This window comes from Fusobacterium sp. DD2 (assembly GCF_018205345.1).
GTDB lineage: Bacteria > Fusobacteriota > Fusobacteriia > Fusobacteriales > Fusobacteriaceae > Fusobacterium_A.
In genome coordinates, this window is record NZ_JADRHM010000001.1 from 30,876 (window position 1) to 48,865 (window position 17,990).

Consider the following 17,990-nt stretch of genomic DNA (forward strand, 5'->3'; position numbering starts at 1 on the left):
GTAGAATTACATAAGGTCAAATTTTTTCAAATCTTCATCAACAGTTGTGATACCAGCAATTCCAAAGTTTTCAACAAGAATTTTTGCAACATTTGGAGATAGGAATGCAGGTAGTGTTGGTCCTAAATGGATATTTTTAACTCCAAGATATAGAAGAGCAAGTAATACAATTACAGCTTTCTGCTCATACCATGCAATGTTATATGTAATTGGAAGTTCATTTATATCTGCTAAATTAAATACCTCTTTAAGTTTTAATGCAATTACAGCAAGTGAGTATGAGTCATTACATTGTCCAGCATCTAAAACTCTAGGGATACCATTGATATCTCCTAAATTTAGCTTGTTATATTTGTATTTAGCACAACCAGCTGTTAGGATTACAGTATCTTTAGGAAGTTTTTGAGCAAATTCTGTATAGTATTCTCTGTTTTTCATTCTTCCATCGCAACCAGCCATAACTATAAATCTTCTAATAGAACCGTTCTTTACATTTTCAACAACTTTATCAGCAAGAGCTAAAACCTGATTATGAGCAAATCCACCAATAATTTCTCCTTTTTCAATTTCAACTGGAGATGCACATTTTTTAGCTATTTCAATTACTTCTGAAAAATCTTTTGTTCCATCAGAATTTATTTTTATTTTCTTCCATCCTGGGAATCCTGCAGCATTTGTTGTAAATACTCTATCTTTGTATGAGGCATTTGGAGCAGGTGGAACTATACAGTTAGTTGTAAACACAATTGGTCCGTTGAATTTTTCAAATTCCTCTTTTTGTTTCCACCATGCATTTCCATAGTTTCCAAAGAAATGAGGGTATTTTTTAAGTTCAGGATAGTAGTGTCCAGGAAGCATTTCAGAGTGAGTATAGATATCTACTCCGCTATCTTTACTTTGCTCTAAAAGTTGTTTTAAATCATTTAGGTCATGACCACTTATAAGTATTCCAGGTCTTGTTCCTACTCCGATATTTACTTTAGTGATTTCTGGATTACCAAAAGCTTCAGTGTTAGCTTTATCTAAAAGAGCCATTGTTTCCACTCCATATTTTCCACACTCTAAAGTAAGAGCAACAAGTTGGTCAGCATTTAAAGTGTCATCTATTGTAGCAATAAGAGCTTTTTCAATAAATGATACTATATTTTGGTCAAACTTTCCAAGATTTAGAGCATGTTCAGCATAAGCAGCCATACCTTTCAATCCATAAGTTAAAAGTTCTCTTAAAGATTTGATATCTTCATTTTCAGTTCTGGCTATTCCTACATTTTTATTTCTTGAATAAGCTATGATTTCTTCATCTGAATCAGATAGATATTCAGTTATCTCACCAAATCTTTTAAGTGCTGTTTTTTCATCTTGAGTTAGTTTTACTTTTAAATCTTCTCTTAATTTCATTCCTCTTTTTATCTCTGTAAGTATTGCAACGTCGTCGAAGTTGGCATTAGTTATAGTTATAAAAAGTGAGTTTAAAATATATCTATTTATCTCTTTAGTTATTATTTTATTTTCTTTATCTCTGTTTCTTAATATAGAAGTTACACAAGCTAGTCCTTTTACAGTATATATAAGCATATCCTGAAGATTTGCTGTTTGAGGCTTTTTACCACATACCCCCATCATACTGCATCCTTTTCCCATAGCTGTTTCCTGACATTGGTAACAAAACATTTGATTACACATTTTAATTCCTCCTTGATTTCTTTTTTCCTTATAGGAATATCATATAGGAGAAAATAAAAAAAAGCGGTAACATATGTTACCACTTAAAAAATTATTTAGCTGCTCTATCAATTAAAACTTTAAATATTTTTATGAATTCAGGATATCTTCTTCCTAGACCCTCAGGATGCCATTGTATTCCAAGTATGAACTGTTCATTTAAATCATTGTATTCAACAGCTTCTATTATTCCATCTTCAGAAAGAGCAGACACTTTTAAATTTTTTCCCAGCTCTTTTAAAGCCTGATGATGGAATGAGTTTACATATATTTTTTCCTTGTTGAAAAGTGAGCTTAATATAGTTTCAGGTTTTATATTTACACTGTGGTATAGCTCATCTTTAGCAGTTACATCTGGATGGTGTCCTTTGACATTTTTAATTTGAGAATCTATATCCTGATAAAGGTTTCCACCTAAAGCAACATTGATTATCTGAACTCCTCTGCATATACCTAAGATAGGTTTATGATTTTCAGTAGCAGCTTTAAACAGTGCAAATTCAAATTCATCACGAATTGAATCTACTCCACCTAATTTGATAACTGGTTCTTCATCAAAATATCTAGGAGCAATATCCTCTCCACCACTAAATATCAATCCATCAACTATATCCATATAATCCTTTGCATTTTCAGGTTCAGATAATGGTATAAATAGAGGTATTCCCCCTGCTGCTATAACACAATCTGCATATTCATAACTTACAGAATTATATACTCCTCTTGTTTTTCTCTCTTTAAAAACAGTAATTCCAATTACAGGTTTTTTCATAATACTTCCCCCTTTTAATGTATTGGTAATATTATATAATTATTTGAGATAAATTACCAGTAAATATAGGAAAATAGAGGATAATTTTATTAGGAAAAAAGAGAAAAAAATGTTATACAAGTAGATAAAAAATGATATAATACAAAAAAGCTAAATTTTTTTAAAATTAATGTACTGATTTAGAAAAAAAGAAAAGTTGTGATAGAAATTTAGTAAAAAATGGTTGAAATCTTTTCAAAGTTATGATACCATTTCAGATATCAGAACTATGGAATACAAAATATCATTAAGAAAGTTGGACTGTTGGTATTTATTGTATTGACTTTTATTTAAAAATATACTCATATATACCTGTAATAAGGTCAGGAGTTTCTACGGGTTGCCATTGTAACAAGCCGCTATGAGTTGAATATAAAATATAATCTTAAGCTGTATTCAGTTTAGGGCTTTTTATTTTCACTCCTATATATGAGATAAAATATTAAAAAACTTTAGGAGGACGGAAATGAGAAACAAATCAGCTTATCACTTAGATGGGATACCACCTTTAAAGGAGGCTATACCATTAGGATTACAGCACGTACTTGCAATGTTTGTAAGTAATATCACACCTTTAATCATTGTATCAGGAGCACTTAATCTGCCTGCTGATACTAAGACTTTTCTAATTCAATGTACTATGCTGGTAGCAGGATTAAACACTATGTTACAGGCATATACTCTAGGACCTGTCGGAGCGAGATTACCTATCGTTGTTGGAACAAGTTTTGCCTTTGTTCCTGTCGCACTTTCAATTGGAACTCAATATGGATATGAAGCAATATTAGGTGCTGCCTTAGTTGGTGGTATTTTTGAAGCATTCATAGGACTTATTATAAAAAGAATAAGAAGATATTTCCCACCTGTAGTAACTGGTGTTATTGTGCTATCAATTGGTTTATCACTTCTTCCAGTTGGAGTTAAAAACTTTGCTGGTGGAGTTGGAGCTGCAGATTTTGGTTCTTTCTCAAATCTATTTTTAGGAATGATTGTTTTAATCACAATAATTTTCTTTAAACAGTTTACTAAGGGAATCACAAGTACTGGTTCAATATTTATTGGAACAATAGTTGGATTTATAGTAGCTATATTTATGGGAAAAGTTGATTTGTCAGCTGTTTATAATGCAGGATATATAAACATCCCTAGACCATTCACTTATGGATTTACATTCCATTTAGATGCTTGTATGGCTATGATTATGATGTTTATTGTATCAGCAGTTGAGACAGTTGGAGATATGTCAGGTGTAACAATGGGTGGAGCTAACAGAGAGTTAACTGATAAGGAACTGTCTGGAGGAATCCTTGCAGATGGTGTTGGAAGCTGTTTAGCTAGTTGTTTCTCAATTTTACCAACAACTTCATTTAGCCAAAATACAGGACTTGTGGCAATGACTGGAGTAATGAGCAGATTTGTTGTTGCAGTTGGAGCTGCTTTTCTGGTATTAGGAGCCTTCATACCAAAAATCGGTGCTTTACTTGCAATAGTACCTGCAAGTGTAATTGGTGGAAGTTTGGTAATGGTATTTGCAATGATAAGTATTTCTGGAATCAATCTGATAACTAAAGAACCTTTAAGAGGAAGAAATGCACTTATTCTTTCAGTATCTTTAGGACTTGGTTATGGACTTGGAAGTGTACCAAATGCACTTGTTAATTTCCCAGAAAGCATAAGATTAATATTTGGAGGTTCAGGTATTGTTGTATCAGGTTCTATAGCAGTAATACTTAATATGATACTTCCAATGGATGAAGAAGAAAAAAAGTGCGTTAGTGTAAAAGGATAAAATCTTTTAAAGATACAGGAGGTTGGCTTTGTTTAGTTTTAAGAATTATATAGCACCATCTACAATGGAAGAAGCTTATAATGAACTGTTAAAAAATAAAAAGAATATAATATTAGGAGGAACATCTTACCTTAGAATGGGTAATGTTTCTTTTAATACAGCAATCGACCTTTCAAATCTTTCTCTTTCTTATATTAAGGAAGAGAAAGATTTTGTTCGTATTGGTGCAATGACAAATTTCAGAGAGTTAGAGACAAATGAGATAACTAAAAAGTTATATTCAGGGATACTATCTCAATGTGTAAGACATATTTTAGGAGTTCAGTTTAGAAGAAATGTAACAGTTGGTGCAACAGTATTTTCAAAATATGGGTTTTCAGACCTTATTCCAACACTATTATCAATGGATACAACAGTAGTGCTTTATAATGGTGGAGAGATTCCTTTAGAGGACTATTTAAATGAAAAAGGACTGAGAAGAGATATACTTGTAGAATTAAAAATAAGAAATCTAAATGGTAAGGGAAGTTTTCAAAGTATAAGAAAGAGTAAGACAGATTATGCTATTACAAACTGCTGTGTTACTAAAGATGAAAATGGAATAAGAGTGGCAATAGGAGTAAGACCTGGAAAGGCAACTCTGGCACTTAAAACTATGGAGATATTAAACCAGGCTCCACAATTAAATGATGAGATAATAGATGAGGCTTGCAATCATATTACAGATGATGTTACTTATGGTGGTAATATGAGAGGAAGTAAAGAGTATAGAGAAGCAGTATCAAAGGTACTGGTAAATAGAGCAATCAAGGAGGTATTATAATGCTTTTGACATTAAATGTAAATGGGAGAGTTAGAGAAACTATAATCTCTCCAGATGAGTATCTTCTTGATGTACTTAGAAAATTGGGATATCTCAGTGTAAAAAGAGGTTGTGATACAGGTTCTTGTGGACTTTGCACAGTTTTAGTAGAGGATAAGCCTGTACTTTCATGTAGTACACTTGCTGTTAGAGCACAGAGTAAGAAAATCACAACAATAGAGGGGTGTCAGGAAGAGGCAAAGAGATTTGCTGAATTTATGGCAGCAGAAGGAGCTGAACAGTGTGGATTTTGTGCACCAGGATTTACTCTTACAGTTCTTGCTATGATGAAAGAGTATGAAAACCCAAGTGATGAGGAGATTTTACATTATTTAAATGGAAATCTTTGCAGATGCAGTGGGTATGTTTCTCAGCTAAGAGGAATAAAAAAATATATGGAGGCTGTGAAGAAAGATGAAGATTGTAAATAAAGAGATTAAAAAAGTTGACAGCATAGGTCTTATTACTGGAAAACCTTTTTATACTGATGATCTTGTTGCTAATCAGGAATTTCTTATTGTAAAACTTCTAAGATCTCCACATGCCTATGCAAGAATAAAAACTATCAATACCTCTATTGCAGAAAAAGTACCTGGAGTAGAGGCAATTTATACATATAAAGATGTGCCACAAACTATGTTTACACTGGCTGGGCAATCTTATCCAGAACCATCTCCATATGATAGAAAGATCTTAGATGAGTATGTGAGATATGTTGGAGACCCTGTAGCAATAGTTGCTGCAGTAGATGAAAAAACTGCTGAAAAGGCAATGAAACTTATTAAAGTTGAATATGAAGTATTAGAAGCAGTTGTTGACTATGAAAAAGCTTTAGATTCAAATGTTATAATTCATAAAGAGAAAGCTCAGACAAATTATGATATTGGATATGACAATAAAAGGAACCTTTCATCTTCATATTTAGAGGTAAAGGGAGATGTAGATGAGGGATTTAAAAATAGTGATGTAATTATTGAAAATACATACTATACACAGCCTCAGATTCATGCAATGATGGAAACTTACAGAACTGCATGCTATTTTGACGTGTATGGAAGATTAAATGTTATCTCTTCAACACAGATACCATTCCATGTAAGACGTCATTTAGCAAGAGCACTTGAGTATCCAAGCAGCAAAATAAGAGTGGTAAAACCAAAATTAGGTGGTGGATTTGGAGGAAAACAGACATCTGTTTGTGAAATCTATCCAGCTTTTGTTACATTAAAAACTGGTAAACCATCTAAAATAGTCTATACAAGAAAAGAGACTCAGGCATGTTCAAATACACGTCATGCTATGAGATTAAAAGTAAAAATAGGTTCAGACAGAGAGGGAAATATAAAGGCCATAGATATAGATGTACTATCTAATACAGGTGCTTATGGAGAACATGCTCCAACAGTTACAGCACTTGTTGTATATAAAACATTCCCGCTATATGCAAAGGTACCAATGAGATGTAAGGCCAATATCGTATATTCAAATACAACAGTTGGAGCAGCATTTAGAGGATACGGAGCTACACAGGGAACATTTGCTGTAGAATCAGCTGTAAATGAACTTGCACATAAATTAGGAATTGACCCAACAGAGATAAGAATGAAAAATCTCGTAGACCAGTCTAGCACTGTAAGTGGAGATATAAAAAGATGTATCCAGATTGGTAAAGAAAAATTTGGTTGGGATACAAGAAAAAATATAGACCTTGGAAATGGTAAAGTGAGAGCTAAAGGTATGGCTGTTACAATGCAGGGATCTGGTATAGCTGGATTGGATACTGGTTCTGCAACTATTAAGTTCCATGACAGTGGAGATTTTTCACTTCTTTTAGGAGTAACAGATATGGGACAGGGTTGTGATACAGTTCATACTCAGATAGCAGCAGAGATTTTAGATGTACCAATGGATAAGATAATAGTTCATACTGCTGATACAGATATATCTCCATATGATCCAGGTGCTTATGCATCAAGTGGAACATATGTAACAGGTAATGCAGTAATAATTGCAGCTAAAAAGATGAAAGATGAGATTATAAAAATGGCTGCACAACTTATGAAGAAGCCAGTTGAAGAGATTGAGTACTTTGGAGAGTATGTAGAAGATAAAGATGGAAACAGATTGACTTTAAGAGATATTGGAGAGAGAGCAGTATCTTTTGAGGCTAAAAATCAGATTACTACTACTGGAACTTGGGGAGGAGAAACATCACCACCTCCATTTATTGCAAGTTTTGTAGAGGTAGAAGTGGACAAATTAACTGGGGAAACTAAGGTAATTGATTTCCTATCAGTTGTAGACTGTGGTCTTCCAATTAACCCGGCTCTTGCAAGAGTTCAGGTAGAAGGTGGAATAGCTCAGGGTATAGGTCTTGCACTTACTGAAGAGATAACTTTTGATGAGAGAGGAAAGATGTTGCAGGATTCTCTTATGCAATATAAGATTCCATCAAGAGAGGATATTGGAACAAATATTGATGTAGTTTTCAGTTATTCAAATGAGCCAACAGGACCATTTGGAGCAAAATCAATTGGAGAGGTTGTTATAAATACTGCATCTCCAGCTATTGCAGATGCTATATATAATGCTGCAAATGTAAGAATGAGAAGTCTTCCAATGACAAGTGAAAAAATATTTAGAAAAATGTATTTAAAATAAGTGGATTTTATGATATAATATATAAATATCATTGAATCATTTTGTTAAACATGGAGGCTTAATTTTAATGAAGTTATTAAAAGACTACATATTAAATAATGGTAAGAGTATAAATTCAAAAGTTTTAAAAGTAGATAGCTTTTTGAATCATCAGATAGATCCAAATCTTATGATGGAAATTGGTAAAGAGTTCAAGAAAAGATTTGAAGGAGAAAAAATCAACAAAATCTTAACAATTGAAGCTTCAGGAATAGCTATAGGACTTGCAGTTGCTTATGCACTAAATGTACCTTTAGTATTCGCAAAGAAAAAAGTACCATCTACAATGGACGATTTTTATACTACTAAAGTAGTTTCTTTCACTAAGAAGAAAGAGTATACAATTTGTATTGGAAAAGAATTTTTAGGACCAGAAGACAGAATCCTTATAGTTGATGATTTCTTAGCTATGGGAAATGCAGTTATGGGACTAAAAAAAATAGTAGAAACAGCTGGAGGAACTGTAGTAGGAGCAGGAATTGCTATTACTAAAGGATTCCAAAAAGGTGAAGAGATTTTAAAAGAAAATGGATTAAGAGTTGAATCTCTTGCAATTGTTGATTCTCTAGAAAATGGAGAAATCCATTTCAGATAAAATAATTGACATTTAAAAAAAATTATTGTATGATATAAACACAATATTTAAAGAGGAGATAATTATGGAACAGTTTTTAGATTTATCAATTAACAAGAAAACAATTCATCATCACCATCATAGGTAAAAGAGTTTGTTGTTATGATATTTATCATAGATGCAGACTCTTGTTCTAGTGCACAAATTAAGAGTCGTGTCTATGATGGTAAATCAAAAAAGTTTCATAAATTTGTAAGCCATCTGGATAAAAACAGATGGCTTTTTTTATTCTTAAAATAGTGATAAAATAAAAAAGGAGAGAGAAAAATGAAAAAGATTTTAGTATTCATCACAATGTTATTTGGAATTCTAGTAACTTCAGCTTTTGGAGCAGATAACTCATTAAAAGATGTACAGGATAAAGGATATTTCATAGTTGGACTTGATGCTACATTTGCACCTATGGGATATAGAGATGAAAATGGGGAACTTGTTGGATTTGACATTGATCTTGCTAAAGAGGTAGCTAAGAGAATGGGTGTTGAAGCAAGATTCAAACCATGTGAATGGGATGGAATAGTATTTGATCTTAGAAGTAAAAATATAGATATGGTATGGAATGGTATGACAGTAACTCCAGCAAGAGCAAAACAGGTACTATTTTCAGAACCTTACCTTGCAAATAACCAAATAATCTTTACAAGAAAAGATGAAGGAACTTATAGCATAAAAGATTTAGCTGGTAAAGTTGTAGGAGTTCAACTTGGAAGTTCTGGAGCATTAGCAGTGGATAAAAGTGCTATTAGAAAAGAGATTAAGGATGTTAAAAAATATGCTACAAATGTTGAAGCACTTATGGACCTTGAAGCTGGTAGACTTGATGCAGTAGTAATGGATGAAGTATCAGGAAAATACTACAACAAAAAGAAATCAACTTTAAACTACTCTGTAGAACAACTTGCTAATGAAGAGTTTGCAGTAGCACTTAGAAAAAATGATAAAGCTTTAACAGATGAGATTAATAAACAGCTAAATGCAATGAAAGCTGATGGAACATTTGACACTTTAAAAAATAAATGGCTAGGCAAATAATAACTTATAATAAAAAAAGGAGATAAAAATGGAAGAAAATATTTTATTTATATTACAGGGATTAGGACTTACAATAAAGCTATATATAGCTACTATGATTTTTTCTCTTCCCCTTGGAGTTTTATTATCACTAGGAAGAATATCAAAAAATAGTATATTAAACAATGCTATTCAGGTGTATACATGGATATTTAGAGGAACTCCTCTTTTACTGCAACTATTCTTTGTATACTATGGATTACCTGTAATTGGGATTACTTTATCTCCTTTTACTGCAGCATCTTTAACTTTTATAGTAAACTATACAGCTTATTTCTGTGAGATTTTTAGAGGAAGTATCCTTGGAATAGATGATGGGCAGTATGAGGCAGCTAAGGTTTTAGGAATGAATTATCCACAAACAATGATAAGAATAATAATTCCACAAGCACTTATTACAGCATTGCCACCTCTTACTAATGAAGCAATATCTTTAATCAAAGATACTTCTTTAATATCAGCAATAGGAATGGCAGAAATATTAAGAAACTCAAGAGAAATAGTAACTAGAGACTTTTCTATCACTCCATTTATAATCTGTGCAGTGATATATCTAATTATTTCAACTGTGGTAGTTCTTATTTGTAAAAAATTAGAGAAAAAGGTGATGATATAATGATAATCAAAATTTCAGATGTGTATAAAAAATACAATGGTACAGATAATATTTTAAATGGAGTAAATCTTACAATAAACAAAGGAGAAGTAGTATCAATTATAGGAGCTTCTGGTGGTGGAAAATCAACACTTCTAAGATGCATAATTGGACTTGAAGAGATAGATGGTGGAAGTATTGATACACCTGAATTGAAAAAAATGGGAATGGTATTTCAATCATTTAATCTTTTCCCTCATATGACTGCTATTCAAAATATTATGGAATCACTTGTTGTGGTAGATAAGATGAAAAAGGAAGATGCCAGAAAGATTGGGATGAAGCTTTTAGATAGAGTTGGACTTGCAGATAGAGCAGATTTCTATCCAAAGGCACTGTCAGGTGGACAAAAACAGAGAGTTGCTATAGCCAGAGCAATGGCAAGAAACCCTGAAGTTATGCTATTTGATGAACCTACATCAGCACTTGACCCAGAGATGGTAAAAGAGGTTCAAAATGTAATTCAGCATCTGAAAGACAACAGTGATATGACTATGGTAATAGTAAGCCACGAACTTGATTTTGTAAATAAGATATCTGATAGAATTGTGGTAATGGAAAACGGCAATGTTAAAGAGATTATTGATAACAGAGCAAAAAAGAGTGAAGAAAGTGTAAAAAATAATTGACAAAGTAGAGTGAAATAGGTATAATTTATCAACAAAATTAACAAAGGAGATTTAATGAAAAAAATAGTATTTTTTATTATCACAGTTTTTATGTTGATAGGTTGTACTAATACTAATAACAATACTAATAATAGAGATAGTCAATATTCAACTGGGGCATTGATTTTAGACTCAATAATAGCTACAGCTCTGTATAATAATCACGGAGTATCAGTAGGAGAGAGCAAAGTAAAAACAAAGAGTAGTAGTAATATGGATAAAAACACATCTACTACAGTATTAGATGACGGAAGTGTAAGTACGCACACTGTTACTAAAACAACAACAAAGAGTAAGAGCAAAGGAATATCTTACGGAATAGGATTCTAGAAAAGTGGCTGCTGCATTTCTAATATGGAAAATTATATTTTTATAATTTTAGAGATGCAACAGCCTTTTTATTTTAATAGGTATGCTGGAAAAAGGTACCTGTCTTTATGAAAAATATAGATAATTCTATCATCTATAACAGGATATTTTATAGTGACACTCTGACCATTCATACCTGAAAAATATTCATTTGTATATTGAAGATTTCTAAGTCTTACCTTAGAATCATTAATTTTTCTAGTAGCACTTTGAAGAAGTATATCAAGTTTTCTTAAGAACTTACTGTTTTCAAGAAGTTTAATATTTGGAGAAAAGGCATAGTCTTTCTCCTGAATATAGAGATAGCTGCTTAAAAAACCTGACAATTCATCTATAGAGATATTCTTATTATTTTCATCATAAAAAGATTGAATATCAGCTTTTATAAACTCAACAAATTTAGCAATTTCACTATTTTCAGTGTAGTGTTCATAGATTCTTATTCCAGTCTCCTGATATATCTCTTTTAAAAGCTGTTTATTGCTTATCTCCTGTGATGCTACTAAAATATCCTCAGGGAAGAGTTTTTTTCCTGTGAGAATAGCTGTTTTAATAAGAGTCTCTCTTATAAAGTTTAAGATAACATTGAGACTTGCAACATCACTGTTTATCATGAAATGTATAGGTTTTAATGATGCAACATCTAAAATTATAAGAAGTTGTGGAATAATATCTTTTTTATCCTCTCTGTTTGCAAATATATAGAGAGGAATATCCAATAGAATATAGCATTGGTGTTCTTTTTTAATCTTATCTAAATACATAATAGTATCCTTATTAAAAAAGGCATCTATATTATTAACAATTCTATAAAATGTTGCATAGCTTATTGATAGATCTTTAGTAATTTTTTTCTTATAGTGTCTGTATAGTTTGGTGATATTTGTTTCAGTAGTTTCTGAGCAAAGCTTTTCTATCTTTTTCAGGTGGGTATCATCTACATTACGGAAAGAATCCTTATCTTCACGAGTTTTTTTCTCAAGTCCTAACATCCCATTCTTTTTATATGCCTGAACCCATCTTTTAAGAGTTGCATAGGAGATATTTTGCTCCTTTTCAATCTCTTTAAGCTTTTTTTCTTTTTTCAAAAAAGGCTCAATTATTTTGAAACGATAAATTTCAATTTCTTTATCCATAAAAGTTATAAACTCCTTAATTATCTGAATTTACTATAATAAAATAATACAATATTAATAAAAAAAAAGCAAATTTAATTTAAAAAAGGCTCAATTATAATAAAAAAATATTGACTTTTTTTAGAAGTTAATGTATAGTTAGTATGTAATATTAATAAATGGAGGGTATTATGAAAGTATTTGCAGAAGTTCAGAAAATTGGTAAAGCTTTAATGACTCCAGTTGCTATTCTTCCAGCAGCAGGATTATTTCTAGCTTTTGGGAATAAGTTACACTTTCAATTGATGGAGCAGGCAGGACAGGTAATATTTACAAATCTTCCTTTACTGTTCGCAATAGGAGCGGCAATTGGACTAGTTGGTGGAGATGGTATAGCAGGTTTAGCTGCAGTAGTAGCACTACTTATCATGAACACAACAATGGGTATAGTTTCAGATGCAGCTGCTGGTGTAGCTAGTGGAAATCTTGCATTCACAACTGTTTTAGGTATTCCTACATTACAGACTGGGGTATTTGGGGGTCTGTTAGCAGGGATAATCGCAGCTATATGTTATAAAAAGTTCTACAAGACAGAACTACCAGCATTTTTAGGTTTCTTTGCTGGAAAAAGACTTGTTCCAATTGTAACTGCAGTAGCAGCATTCTTAATTGGACTTGCAATGCCAACAATATGGCAACCAATCCAAATCGGACTTGGAAAATTATCATTCTTAGCAAATGAAGTTAATACAAATATATCTACATTTGTATTTGGAGTTATAGAAAGATCATTGATTCCATTTGGACTTCATCATATCTTCTATGCACCATTCTGGTATCAGTTTGGAGAGTATACAACTAAAGCTGGTCAGGTAGTTCAAGGAGACCAGACAATATGGTTTGCAATGTTAAGAGATGGAATTACAAACTTCAGTTCAGCTACATATCAGGGAGCAGGGAAATTCCTAACTGGTAAATTTGTATTTATGATGTTTGGACTTCCAGCAGCAGCACTTGCTATGTATCATGAAGCAAAACCTGAGAGAAAGAAATTAGTAGGTGGTATCCTATTCTCAGCAGCATTAACTTCATTCTTAACAGGAATTACAGAGCCATTGGAATTCTCATTCCTATTTGTTGCTCCAGTATTATATGGAATTCACTGTTTACTTGCAGGTCTATCATTTATGATAATGAACCTATTAAGTGTAAGAGTGGGACTTACATTTTCAGGTGGATTAGTTGATTATATAGTATTTGGTGTATTACCAGGAACTAATGGATTCCAGACAAGATGGTATATGGTAATAGTAGTTGGAATCTGTTTTGCAATTGTATATTACTGTCTTTTCAGATTTGCAATTAGAAAATTCAATCTAAAGACACCTGGAAGAGATGATGCACCAGCTAATACTACTGATGATAAGAAAGAAGCTGTATCTGGAGATGCTTTAGCAGTGGGTGTGCTAGAAGCATTAGGAGGAAAAGACAACTTATTATCACTAGATTCATGTATTACAAGACTTAGAGTAGAAGTAAAAGATGCTAAGATTGTAAAAGATGACCAGCTTAAACAACTTGGAGCTTCAGGAGTATTAAAGGTAGGAGCTCATGGAGTACAAGCAATATTTGGTTCAAAAGCACAATTTATCTGTAATGATTTGAAGAAAATGACAGGTATTTAAAAATAGTTTAAAATGGGTTATGGGTATTTATATAGAGTATTCTCTCAAAGTTTTGTAGACTTTGAGAGAATTTTTTTATATAATTAGTACTATATTGTTAGTTATTAATTGAAAGAATAAGATAAAGGAGAAAGATAGATGATAGCAAATACAACAAAACTTTTACTGGATAAAAATAATCTGTATCACAATATGGATTATCTAAAAGAGAGCAAAGGGAAAAAAATACTTCCTGTAGTTAAAGCTAATGCCTATGGACATGGAACAGAGGAGATAGTTGGTCTTCTATATGAGTATGGGCAGAGAGAGTTTGCAGTGGCACGTTTTATAGAGGCTGAAAGAATACTTAAGATGGGACTTAAAGATATAAGAATTCTTGTTTTTGAAAGCATAGGAGATTACTCTATGATAATAGATGAGCCTCAGATTGATATATCTGTAAATACTTTAGATGAGTTTAAATCTGCTCTGGAATATGGTATACCAACTGAGAGAATTCAGGTAAAGATAGATTTTGGTTTTGGAAGAAATGGAATATATCTATCTGAAGTAGATAAGGTAAAGGAGATTATAGAGAGCAGAGATCTAAAATTTAGAGGCCTATACTCACATCTTTTTGCTGTGGATTATGAAGATGGACTTTACTATATAGATAGATTTAATGAAGTGATAGATAAACTAGGTAAAGATAGATTTGAGATGATACATCTGCAAAACAGTACAGCTACTATTACCTATGACTGTGAAAATGTAACTCACGTAAGAGTGGGAATGGCAGTATATGGGCTTCAGGATGAGGGATATTGTGAAAGAAATCTAAAACAGGTCTTCTCTTTGGAAACTCAGATAGCTGGAGTAAGAGATTTGGAAAATAGTAAATATATAGCATATTCCCTAAAAAAAGGTGGATATGGAGAAAATGCCAAATATATAGGTAAGATTAAGGTTGGATATGCAGATGGATTTTTAAAGAGCAATGAGGGAAGCACATGCCTTATTGGAAATAAAGAGTACACTATAGTTCAGGTTACTATGGATAATACCTTTATAGAGGTGGATTCAAGGGTAAAAGAGGGAGATAGAGTTATACTTTATCACAATGTTACTGAGGTCACTAAACATAATAACATGGCAATATATCAGCTTCTTACTATTTTGAGTCCCAGAATAGAGAGAGTTATAAAATAGATTTTTTATAAGAGCACGTAGTTATTCTCAATTTGAGAGTTGTTACGTGCTTTTTTTTATTAGTATTTGATTAGACCTAAATAGGATAGATTAAAAAGCTCTAGTGCGTTATAATGAAATATGGTAGTGTTTGTTATTATTAAACTGAAGGGGTGATTTAATGGTAGTAAATGCAACGAAGATAATACTTGATAGAGAGAATCTTTTTCACAATATGGATTTTTTAAAGAGAAGATCTAAAGGGAAAAAGATACTGCCAATTGTTAAGGCAAATGCCTATGGACATGGTATGGATGAGATAGTAGGACTTTTATATGAGTATGGACAGAGAGAATTTGCAGTGGCCAGGTATTTAGAGGGAGAGAGAATACGGAAAATGGGCTACGAAGATGTAAGAGTTCTGGTATTTGAGAGCATCGGGAATTTGGATCTTGTTAAAGATAAGCCTCAACTGGATATTACAGCAAATACCTTAGATGAGCTAAAAGAGATTCTTGCCTATGGAATATCCCCAGATAGAATTCAGATAAAAATTGACTTAGGTTTTGGAAGAAATGGAATATTTGTATCTGAAGTAGATAAATTAAAAGAGATAATAGATAATGAAAAAGGTAAATTCAGAGGGTTATACTCTCATCTGTTTACTGTAGAGTATGATGATGGATTTGAATATATTGAGAAATTTAATAAAGTAGTTGAAAAATTAGGAAAAGATAGATTTGAGATGATACATCTGCAAAATACACCAGCAACACTCTCTTATGGGTGTGACTATGTAACACATGTAAGATCAGGAATGGGTGTATATGGACTTCATAATGATGGATTTTATGAAAGAAACTATAGACAGGTTTTTTCTTTAGAAACACAGATAGCAGGTGTAAAAGATCTTGAGGACAGTAAATATATAGCATATCGCCTAAGAAAAGATGAGATAGATGATGAGGTAAAATATATTGGAAAGATAAAAATAGGGTATGGAGATGGATTTTTAAAGAGCAATGAGGGAAGTACATGCCTTATTGGAAATAAAGAATATAAAATTTTACAGGTTACAATGGATAATACTTTTTTAAAAGTAGATTCAAGGGTAAAAGAGGGAGATAAAGTACAATTATACTATAATGTACCTTATTCAACTCAGCACAATGATATGCCAATCTACCAATTACTATCTATTTTGAGTCCCAGAATAGAGAGAGAGATTAAATAAAAAAAGGAGTTGTTGCAATTTGCAACAGCTCCCTTTTTTTAGTCTATCTCTTCTATCATATTTTTCTTTTTCAGGTAATGTGCCATATATACAAATGGTGTATCACATACAGCAACTAAGAATTTCATAAGATATGTAGTTAAAAATATCTCAATTAATACCTCTTTTGGGTAAACTCCGTAAAATGCTATCATTGTAAATATTGCATTGTCTATAATCTGACTTACCATAGTACTTGCATTGTTTCTTATCCATATATATTTTGGTGCTGTATACTTCTTTTTCCAGAATTCATATGCCCAGATATCATGTGATTGAGACACAAGATATGCTACAAGAGATGCTATTGCAATTCTTGGCATAAAATCAAACATTCTTTTTACACCGTCAAATAGAATTATTGCCTCTTCCACATTTGTTGGTGTAAAAGATACAGCAATCTGCATTATAGCAGTCAGTGCAATAAGTGAGAAAAATCCAATATAAACAGCTTTCTGAGCATGTTTTCTACCATAGTTTTCAGCTAATATATCAGTAACTAAAAATCCACCAGCATAGAGGATATTTCCTAAGGTAGTTCCAAATCCAAATAGGTCAACAAGTAGTACTACCTGGATATTAGCTATTATTGTAGATACTGGAATCCATATATATAAACCGATTTTTCCAAATTTCTTATAAGCAAATATTATAAGAGAAAAGTTCACTACCAGCATAAAAAACCATAAAATTTCGTTGTTAAGTCTTATCATTGTTCAAATACTCCTAAATCTTTATTGTCTATTAATAATTCAACTCTGTCATCATTTTGAAGATGAGCATACTCCTTTACAAACCATTTAACAAGCTCTTCATCTCTTTTTACAACTGTTCCATTGTCAATAAATATATTTATTGTAATATTTGTAAAATATTTAAGTCCAAGCTCAATATCTTTTGCAATCATCTCTTTAGTCTGCCCCTTTGTACATACTAAAAGACATACAGAGTAAAGCTTTTTACCTAAATCTAAAAGGTCTTCTTCAGTTAAAGTGAAGTTTTTATTATACCCTTCTTTTCTATATTCATTATCAAAAGTTTCAAGGCCCATTCTAAATCTTACTTCAACACCTGGAAAGAAATCTCTTATCTCCTGTAATCTTTTATGATATCCATAATATATTTCAAAGAAAAGTACCTTTATATTCTTTTTGGTAACAACCTCTTTTATTTTGTTTAATGTACCAGGTGTAAGCTCAAAGACTGACCCTGAATTTATAACTTCTAAAACACCATATTCACCAGTTACCATATCTAAAACTGGAAAATTAGTCTTATCTATCTCTTCTTCATTTATAGAGTTATCCTCAATATAGTTACAAAAACTGCACTTACCATATCTGCATGGAAAGCTTTTTAAAAGTACTATTTCACGAGAATGTTTATCTGTTATTTTATTGTATCTTATTCCCATTTTCAACTCCTTTCAAAAATTTTGTGACTTCTTATTTTATCACAAAATTTAATTT

At 31.9% G+C, this 17,990-nt stretch carries 18 protein-coding genes and 1 riboswitch; of the genes, 13 read left to right on the forward strand and 5 right to left on the reverse strand.

The window, feature by feature from the left end; all coding sequences use genetic code 11:
* Window positions 1-6: 6 nt before the first annotated feature.
* The gene (gene hcp, locus IX290_RS00190; protein WP_211491204.1) at window positions 7-1,683 is read right to left on the reverse strand and encodes a hydroxylamine reductase; all 1,677 of its coding nucleotides are present in this window, start codon (window positions 1,681-1,683) and stop codon (window positions 7-9) included.
* Window positions 1,684-1,774: 91 nt separating this feature from the next.
* On the reverse strand, window positions 1,775-2,494 hold the full coding sequence (locus tag IX290_RS00195; RefSeq protein WP_211491205.1) for a gamma-glutamyl-gamma-aminobutyrate hydrolase family protein: 720 nt from the start codon (window positions 2,492-2,494) through the stop codon (window positions 1,775-1,777).
* Between the two features lie 321 nt (window positions 2,495-2,815).
* Window positions 2,816-2,915, forward strand: a riboswitch (purine riboswitch).
* An 84-nt stretch (window positions 2,916-2,999) separates the two neighbouring features.
* On the opposite strand from IX290_RS00195, the gene IX290_RS00200 reads away from it, so the two are divergent.
* From IX290_RS00200 to IX290_RS00245, 10 genes are all read left to right on the forward strand, one after another.
* Window positions 3,000-4,322 carry a nucleobase:cation symporter-2 family protein gene (locus IX290_RS00200; RefSeq protein WP_211491206.1) on the forward strand — a complete coding sequence of 441 codons (1,323 nt, stop codon included), beginning with the start codon at window positions 3,000-3,002 and terminating at the stop codon, window positions 4,320-4,322.
* 28 nt (window positions 4,323-4,350) lie between these two features.
* Window positions 4,351-5,145, forward strand: coding sequence for an FAD binding domain-containing protein (locus IX290_RS00205; protein ID WP_211491207.1), 795 nt, complete (start codon window positions 4,351-4,353; stop codon window positions 5,143-5,145).
* Window positions 5,145-5,615: a 2Fe-2S iron-sulfur cluster-binding protein gene (locus IX290_RS00210; protein WP_211491208.1), complete on the forward strand. Its 471-nt coding sequence runs from the start codon at window positions 5,145-5,147 to the stop codon at window positions 5,613-5,615. Before IX290_RS00205 ends, IX290_RS00210 begins: the two co-directional genes overlap by 1 nt.
* Window positions 5,599-7,845 (forward strand): molybdopterin cofactor-binding domain-containing protein, encoded by a 2,247-nt coding sequence (locus IX290_RS00215; protein WP_211491209.1) that lies wholly within the window; start codon window positions 5,599-5,601, stop codon window positions 7,843-7,845. The genes IX290_RS00210 and IX290_RS00215 overlap by 17 nt, the downstream gene beginning before the upstream one ends.
* A 67-nt stretch (window positions 7,846-7,912) precedes the next feature.
* Window positions 7,913-8,479 (forward strand): xanthine phosphoribosyltransferase, encoded by a 567-nt coding sequence (locus IX290_RS00220; protein ID WP_211491210.1) that lies wholly within the window; start codon window positions 7,913-7,915, stop codon window positions 8,477-8,479.
* 141 nt (window positions 8,480-8,620) lie between these two features.
* Window positions 8,621-8,758 carry a hypothetical protein gene (locus IX290_RS00225; protein ID WP_211491211.1) on the forward strand — a complete coding sequence of 46 codons (138 nt, stop codon included), beginning with the start codon at window positions 8,621-8,623 and terminating at the stop codon, window positions 8,756-8,758.
* A gap of 27 nt (window positions 8,759-8,785) precedes the next feature.
* Window positions 8,786-9,550, forward strand: coding sequence for an amino acid ABC transporter substrate-binding protein (locus IX290_RS00230; protein ID WP_211491212.1), 765 nt, complete (start codon window positions 8,786-8,788; stop codon window positions 9,548-9,550).
* Window positions 9,551-9,578: 28 nt separating this feature from the next.
* Window positions 9,579-10,205, forward strand: coding sequence for an amino acid ABC transporter permease (locus IX290_RS00235; RefSeq protein WP_211491213.1), 627 nt, complete (start codon window positions 9,579-9,581; stop codon window positions 10,203-10,205).
* Window positions 10,205-10,873, forward strand: a complete 669-nt coding sequence (locus IX290_RS00240; protein WP_249168782.1) for an amino acid ABC transporter ATP-binding protein — start codon at window positions 10,205-10,207, stop codon at window positions 10,871-10,873. Before IX290_RS00235 ends, IX290_RS00240 begins: the two co-directional genes overlap by 1 nt.
* Window positions 10,874-10,927: 54 nt before the next feature.
* Window positions 10,928-11,242 (forward strand): hypothetical protein, encoded by a 315-nt coding sequence (locus tag IX290_RS00245; RefSeq protein WP_211491214.1) that lies wholly within the window; start codon window positions 10,928-10,930, stop codon window positions 11,240-11,242.
* A gap of 68 nt (window positions 11,243-11,310) precedes the next feature.
* Here the strand turns inward: IX290_RS00245 and IX290_RS00250 are convergent, their stop codons facing one another.
* Entirely contained in the window at window positions 11,311-12,417 is a 1,107-nt protein-coding gene (locus IX290_RS00250; protein ID WP_211491215.1) for a Mu transposase C-terminal domain-containing protein, read from the reverse strand.
* Between the two features lie 170 nt (window positions 12,418-12,587).
* On the opposite strand from IX290_RS00250, the gene ptsG reads away from it, so the two are divergent.
* The 3 genes from ptsG to IX290_RS00265 all read left to right on the forward strand — a co-directional run bounded on the left by ptsG (window position 12,588) and on the right by IX290_RS00265 (window position 16,482).
* Window positions 12,588-14,081, forward strand: coding sequence for a glucose-specific PTS transporter subunit IIBC (gene ptsG, locus IX290_RS00255; RefSeq protein ID WP_211491216.1), 1,494 nt, complete (start codon window positions 12,588-12,590; stop codon window positions 14,079-14,081).
* A 138-nt stretch (window positions 14,082-14,219) separates the two neighbouring features.
* Window positions 14,220-15,269: an alanine racemase gene (alr, locus tag IX290_RS00260; protein WP_211491217.1), complete on the forward strand. Its 1,050-nt coding sequence runs from the start codon at window positions 14,220-14,222 to the stop codon at window positions 15,267-15,269.
* A gap of 160 nt (window positions 15,270-15,429) precedes the next feature.
* Window positions 15,430-16,482, forward strand: a complete 1,053-nt coding sequence (locus IX290_RS00265) for an alanine racemase (protein WP_211491218.1) — start codon at window positions 15,430-15,432, stop codon at window positions 16,480-16,482.
* Between the two features lie 38 nt (window positions 16,483-16,520).
* On the opposite strand, the gene IX290_RS00270 is transcribed toward IX290_RS00265, so the two are convergent.
* Complete coding sequence (locus IX290_RS00270; RefSeq protein WP_211491219.1) at window positions 16,521-17,234, reverse strand: queuosine precursor transporter; 714 nt, start codon at window positions 17,232-17,234, stop codon at window positions 16,521-16,523.
* The gene (locus IX290_RS00275) at window positions 17,231-17,935 is read right to left on the reverse strand and encodes a radical SAM protein (RefSeq protein ID WP_211491220.1); all 705 of its coding nucleotides are present in this window, start codon (window positions 17,933-17,935) and stop codon (window positions 17,231-17,233) included. Before IX290_RS00275 ends, IX290_RS00270 begins: the two co-directional genes overlap by 4 nt.
* Between the last annotated feature and the right edge of the window lie 55 nt (window positions 17,936-17,990).

Coding starts and splice junctions, on each gene's coding strand:
- IX290_RS00275 (WP_211491220.1), bottom strand. CDS start 17,935: ATGGGAATAAGATACAATAAAATAACAGATAAACATTCTCGTGAAATA.
- IX290_RS00270 (WP_211491219.1), bottom strand. CDS start 17,234: ATGATAAGACTTAACAACGAAATTTTATGGTTTTTTATGCTGGTAGTG.
- IX290_RS00200 (WP_211491206.1), top strand. CDS start 3,000: ATGAGAAACAAATCAGCTTATCACTTAGATGGGATACCACCTTTAAAG.
- IX290_RS00240 (WP_249168782.1), top strand. CDS start 10,205: ATGATAATCAAAATTTCAGATGTGTATAAAAAATACAATGGTACAGAT.
- IX290_RS00195 (WP_211491205.1), bottom strand. CDS start 2,494: ATGAAAAAACCTGTAATTGGAATTACTGTTTTTAAAGAGAGAAAAACA.
- IX290_RS00230 (WP_211491212.1), top strand. CDS start 8,786: ATGAAAAAGATTTTAGTATTCATCACAATGTTATTTGGAATTCTAGTA.
- IX290_RS00225 (WP_211491211.1), top strand. CDS start 8,621: ATGATATTTATCATAGATGCAGACTCTTGTTCTAGTGCACAAATTAAG.
- IX290_RS00210 (WP_211491208.1), top strand. CDS start 5,145: ATGCTTTTGACATTAAATGTAAATGGGAGAGTTAGAGAAACTATAATC.
- IX290_RS00265 (WP_211491218.1), top strand. CDS start 15,430: ATGGTAGTAAATGCAACGAAGATAATACTTGATAGAGAGAATCTTTTT.
- IX290_RS00235 (WP_211491213.1), top strand. CDS start 9,579: ATGGAAGAAAATATTTTATTTATATTACAGGGATTAGGACTTACAATA.
- IX290_RS00250 (WP_211491215.1), bottom strand. CDS start 12,417: ATGGATAAAGAAATTGAAATTTATCGTTTCAAAATAATTGAGCCTTTT.
- IX290_RS00220 (WP_211491210.1), top strand. CDS start 7,913: ATGAAGTTATTAAAAGACTACATATTAAATAATGGTAAGAGTATAAAT.
- IX290_RS00215 (WP_211491209.1), top strand. CDS start 5,599: ATGAAGATTGTAAATAAAGAGATTAAAAAAGTTGACAGCATAGGTCTT.
- hcp (WP_211491204.1), bottom strand. CDS start 1,683: ATGTGTAATCAAATGTTTTGTTACCAATGTCAGGAAACAGCTATGGGA.
- ptsG (WP_211491216.1), top strand. CDS start 12,588: ATGAAAGTATTTGCAGAAGTTCAGAAAATTGGTAAAGCTTTAATGACT.
- alr (WP_211491217.1), top strand. CDS start 14,220: ATGATAGCAAATACAACAAAACTTTTACTGGATAAAAATAATCTGTAT.
- IX290_RS00245 (WP_211491214.1), top strand. CDS start 10,928: ATGAAAAAAATAGTATTTTTTATTATCACAGTTTTTATGTTGATAGGT.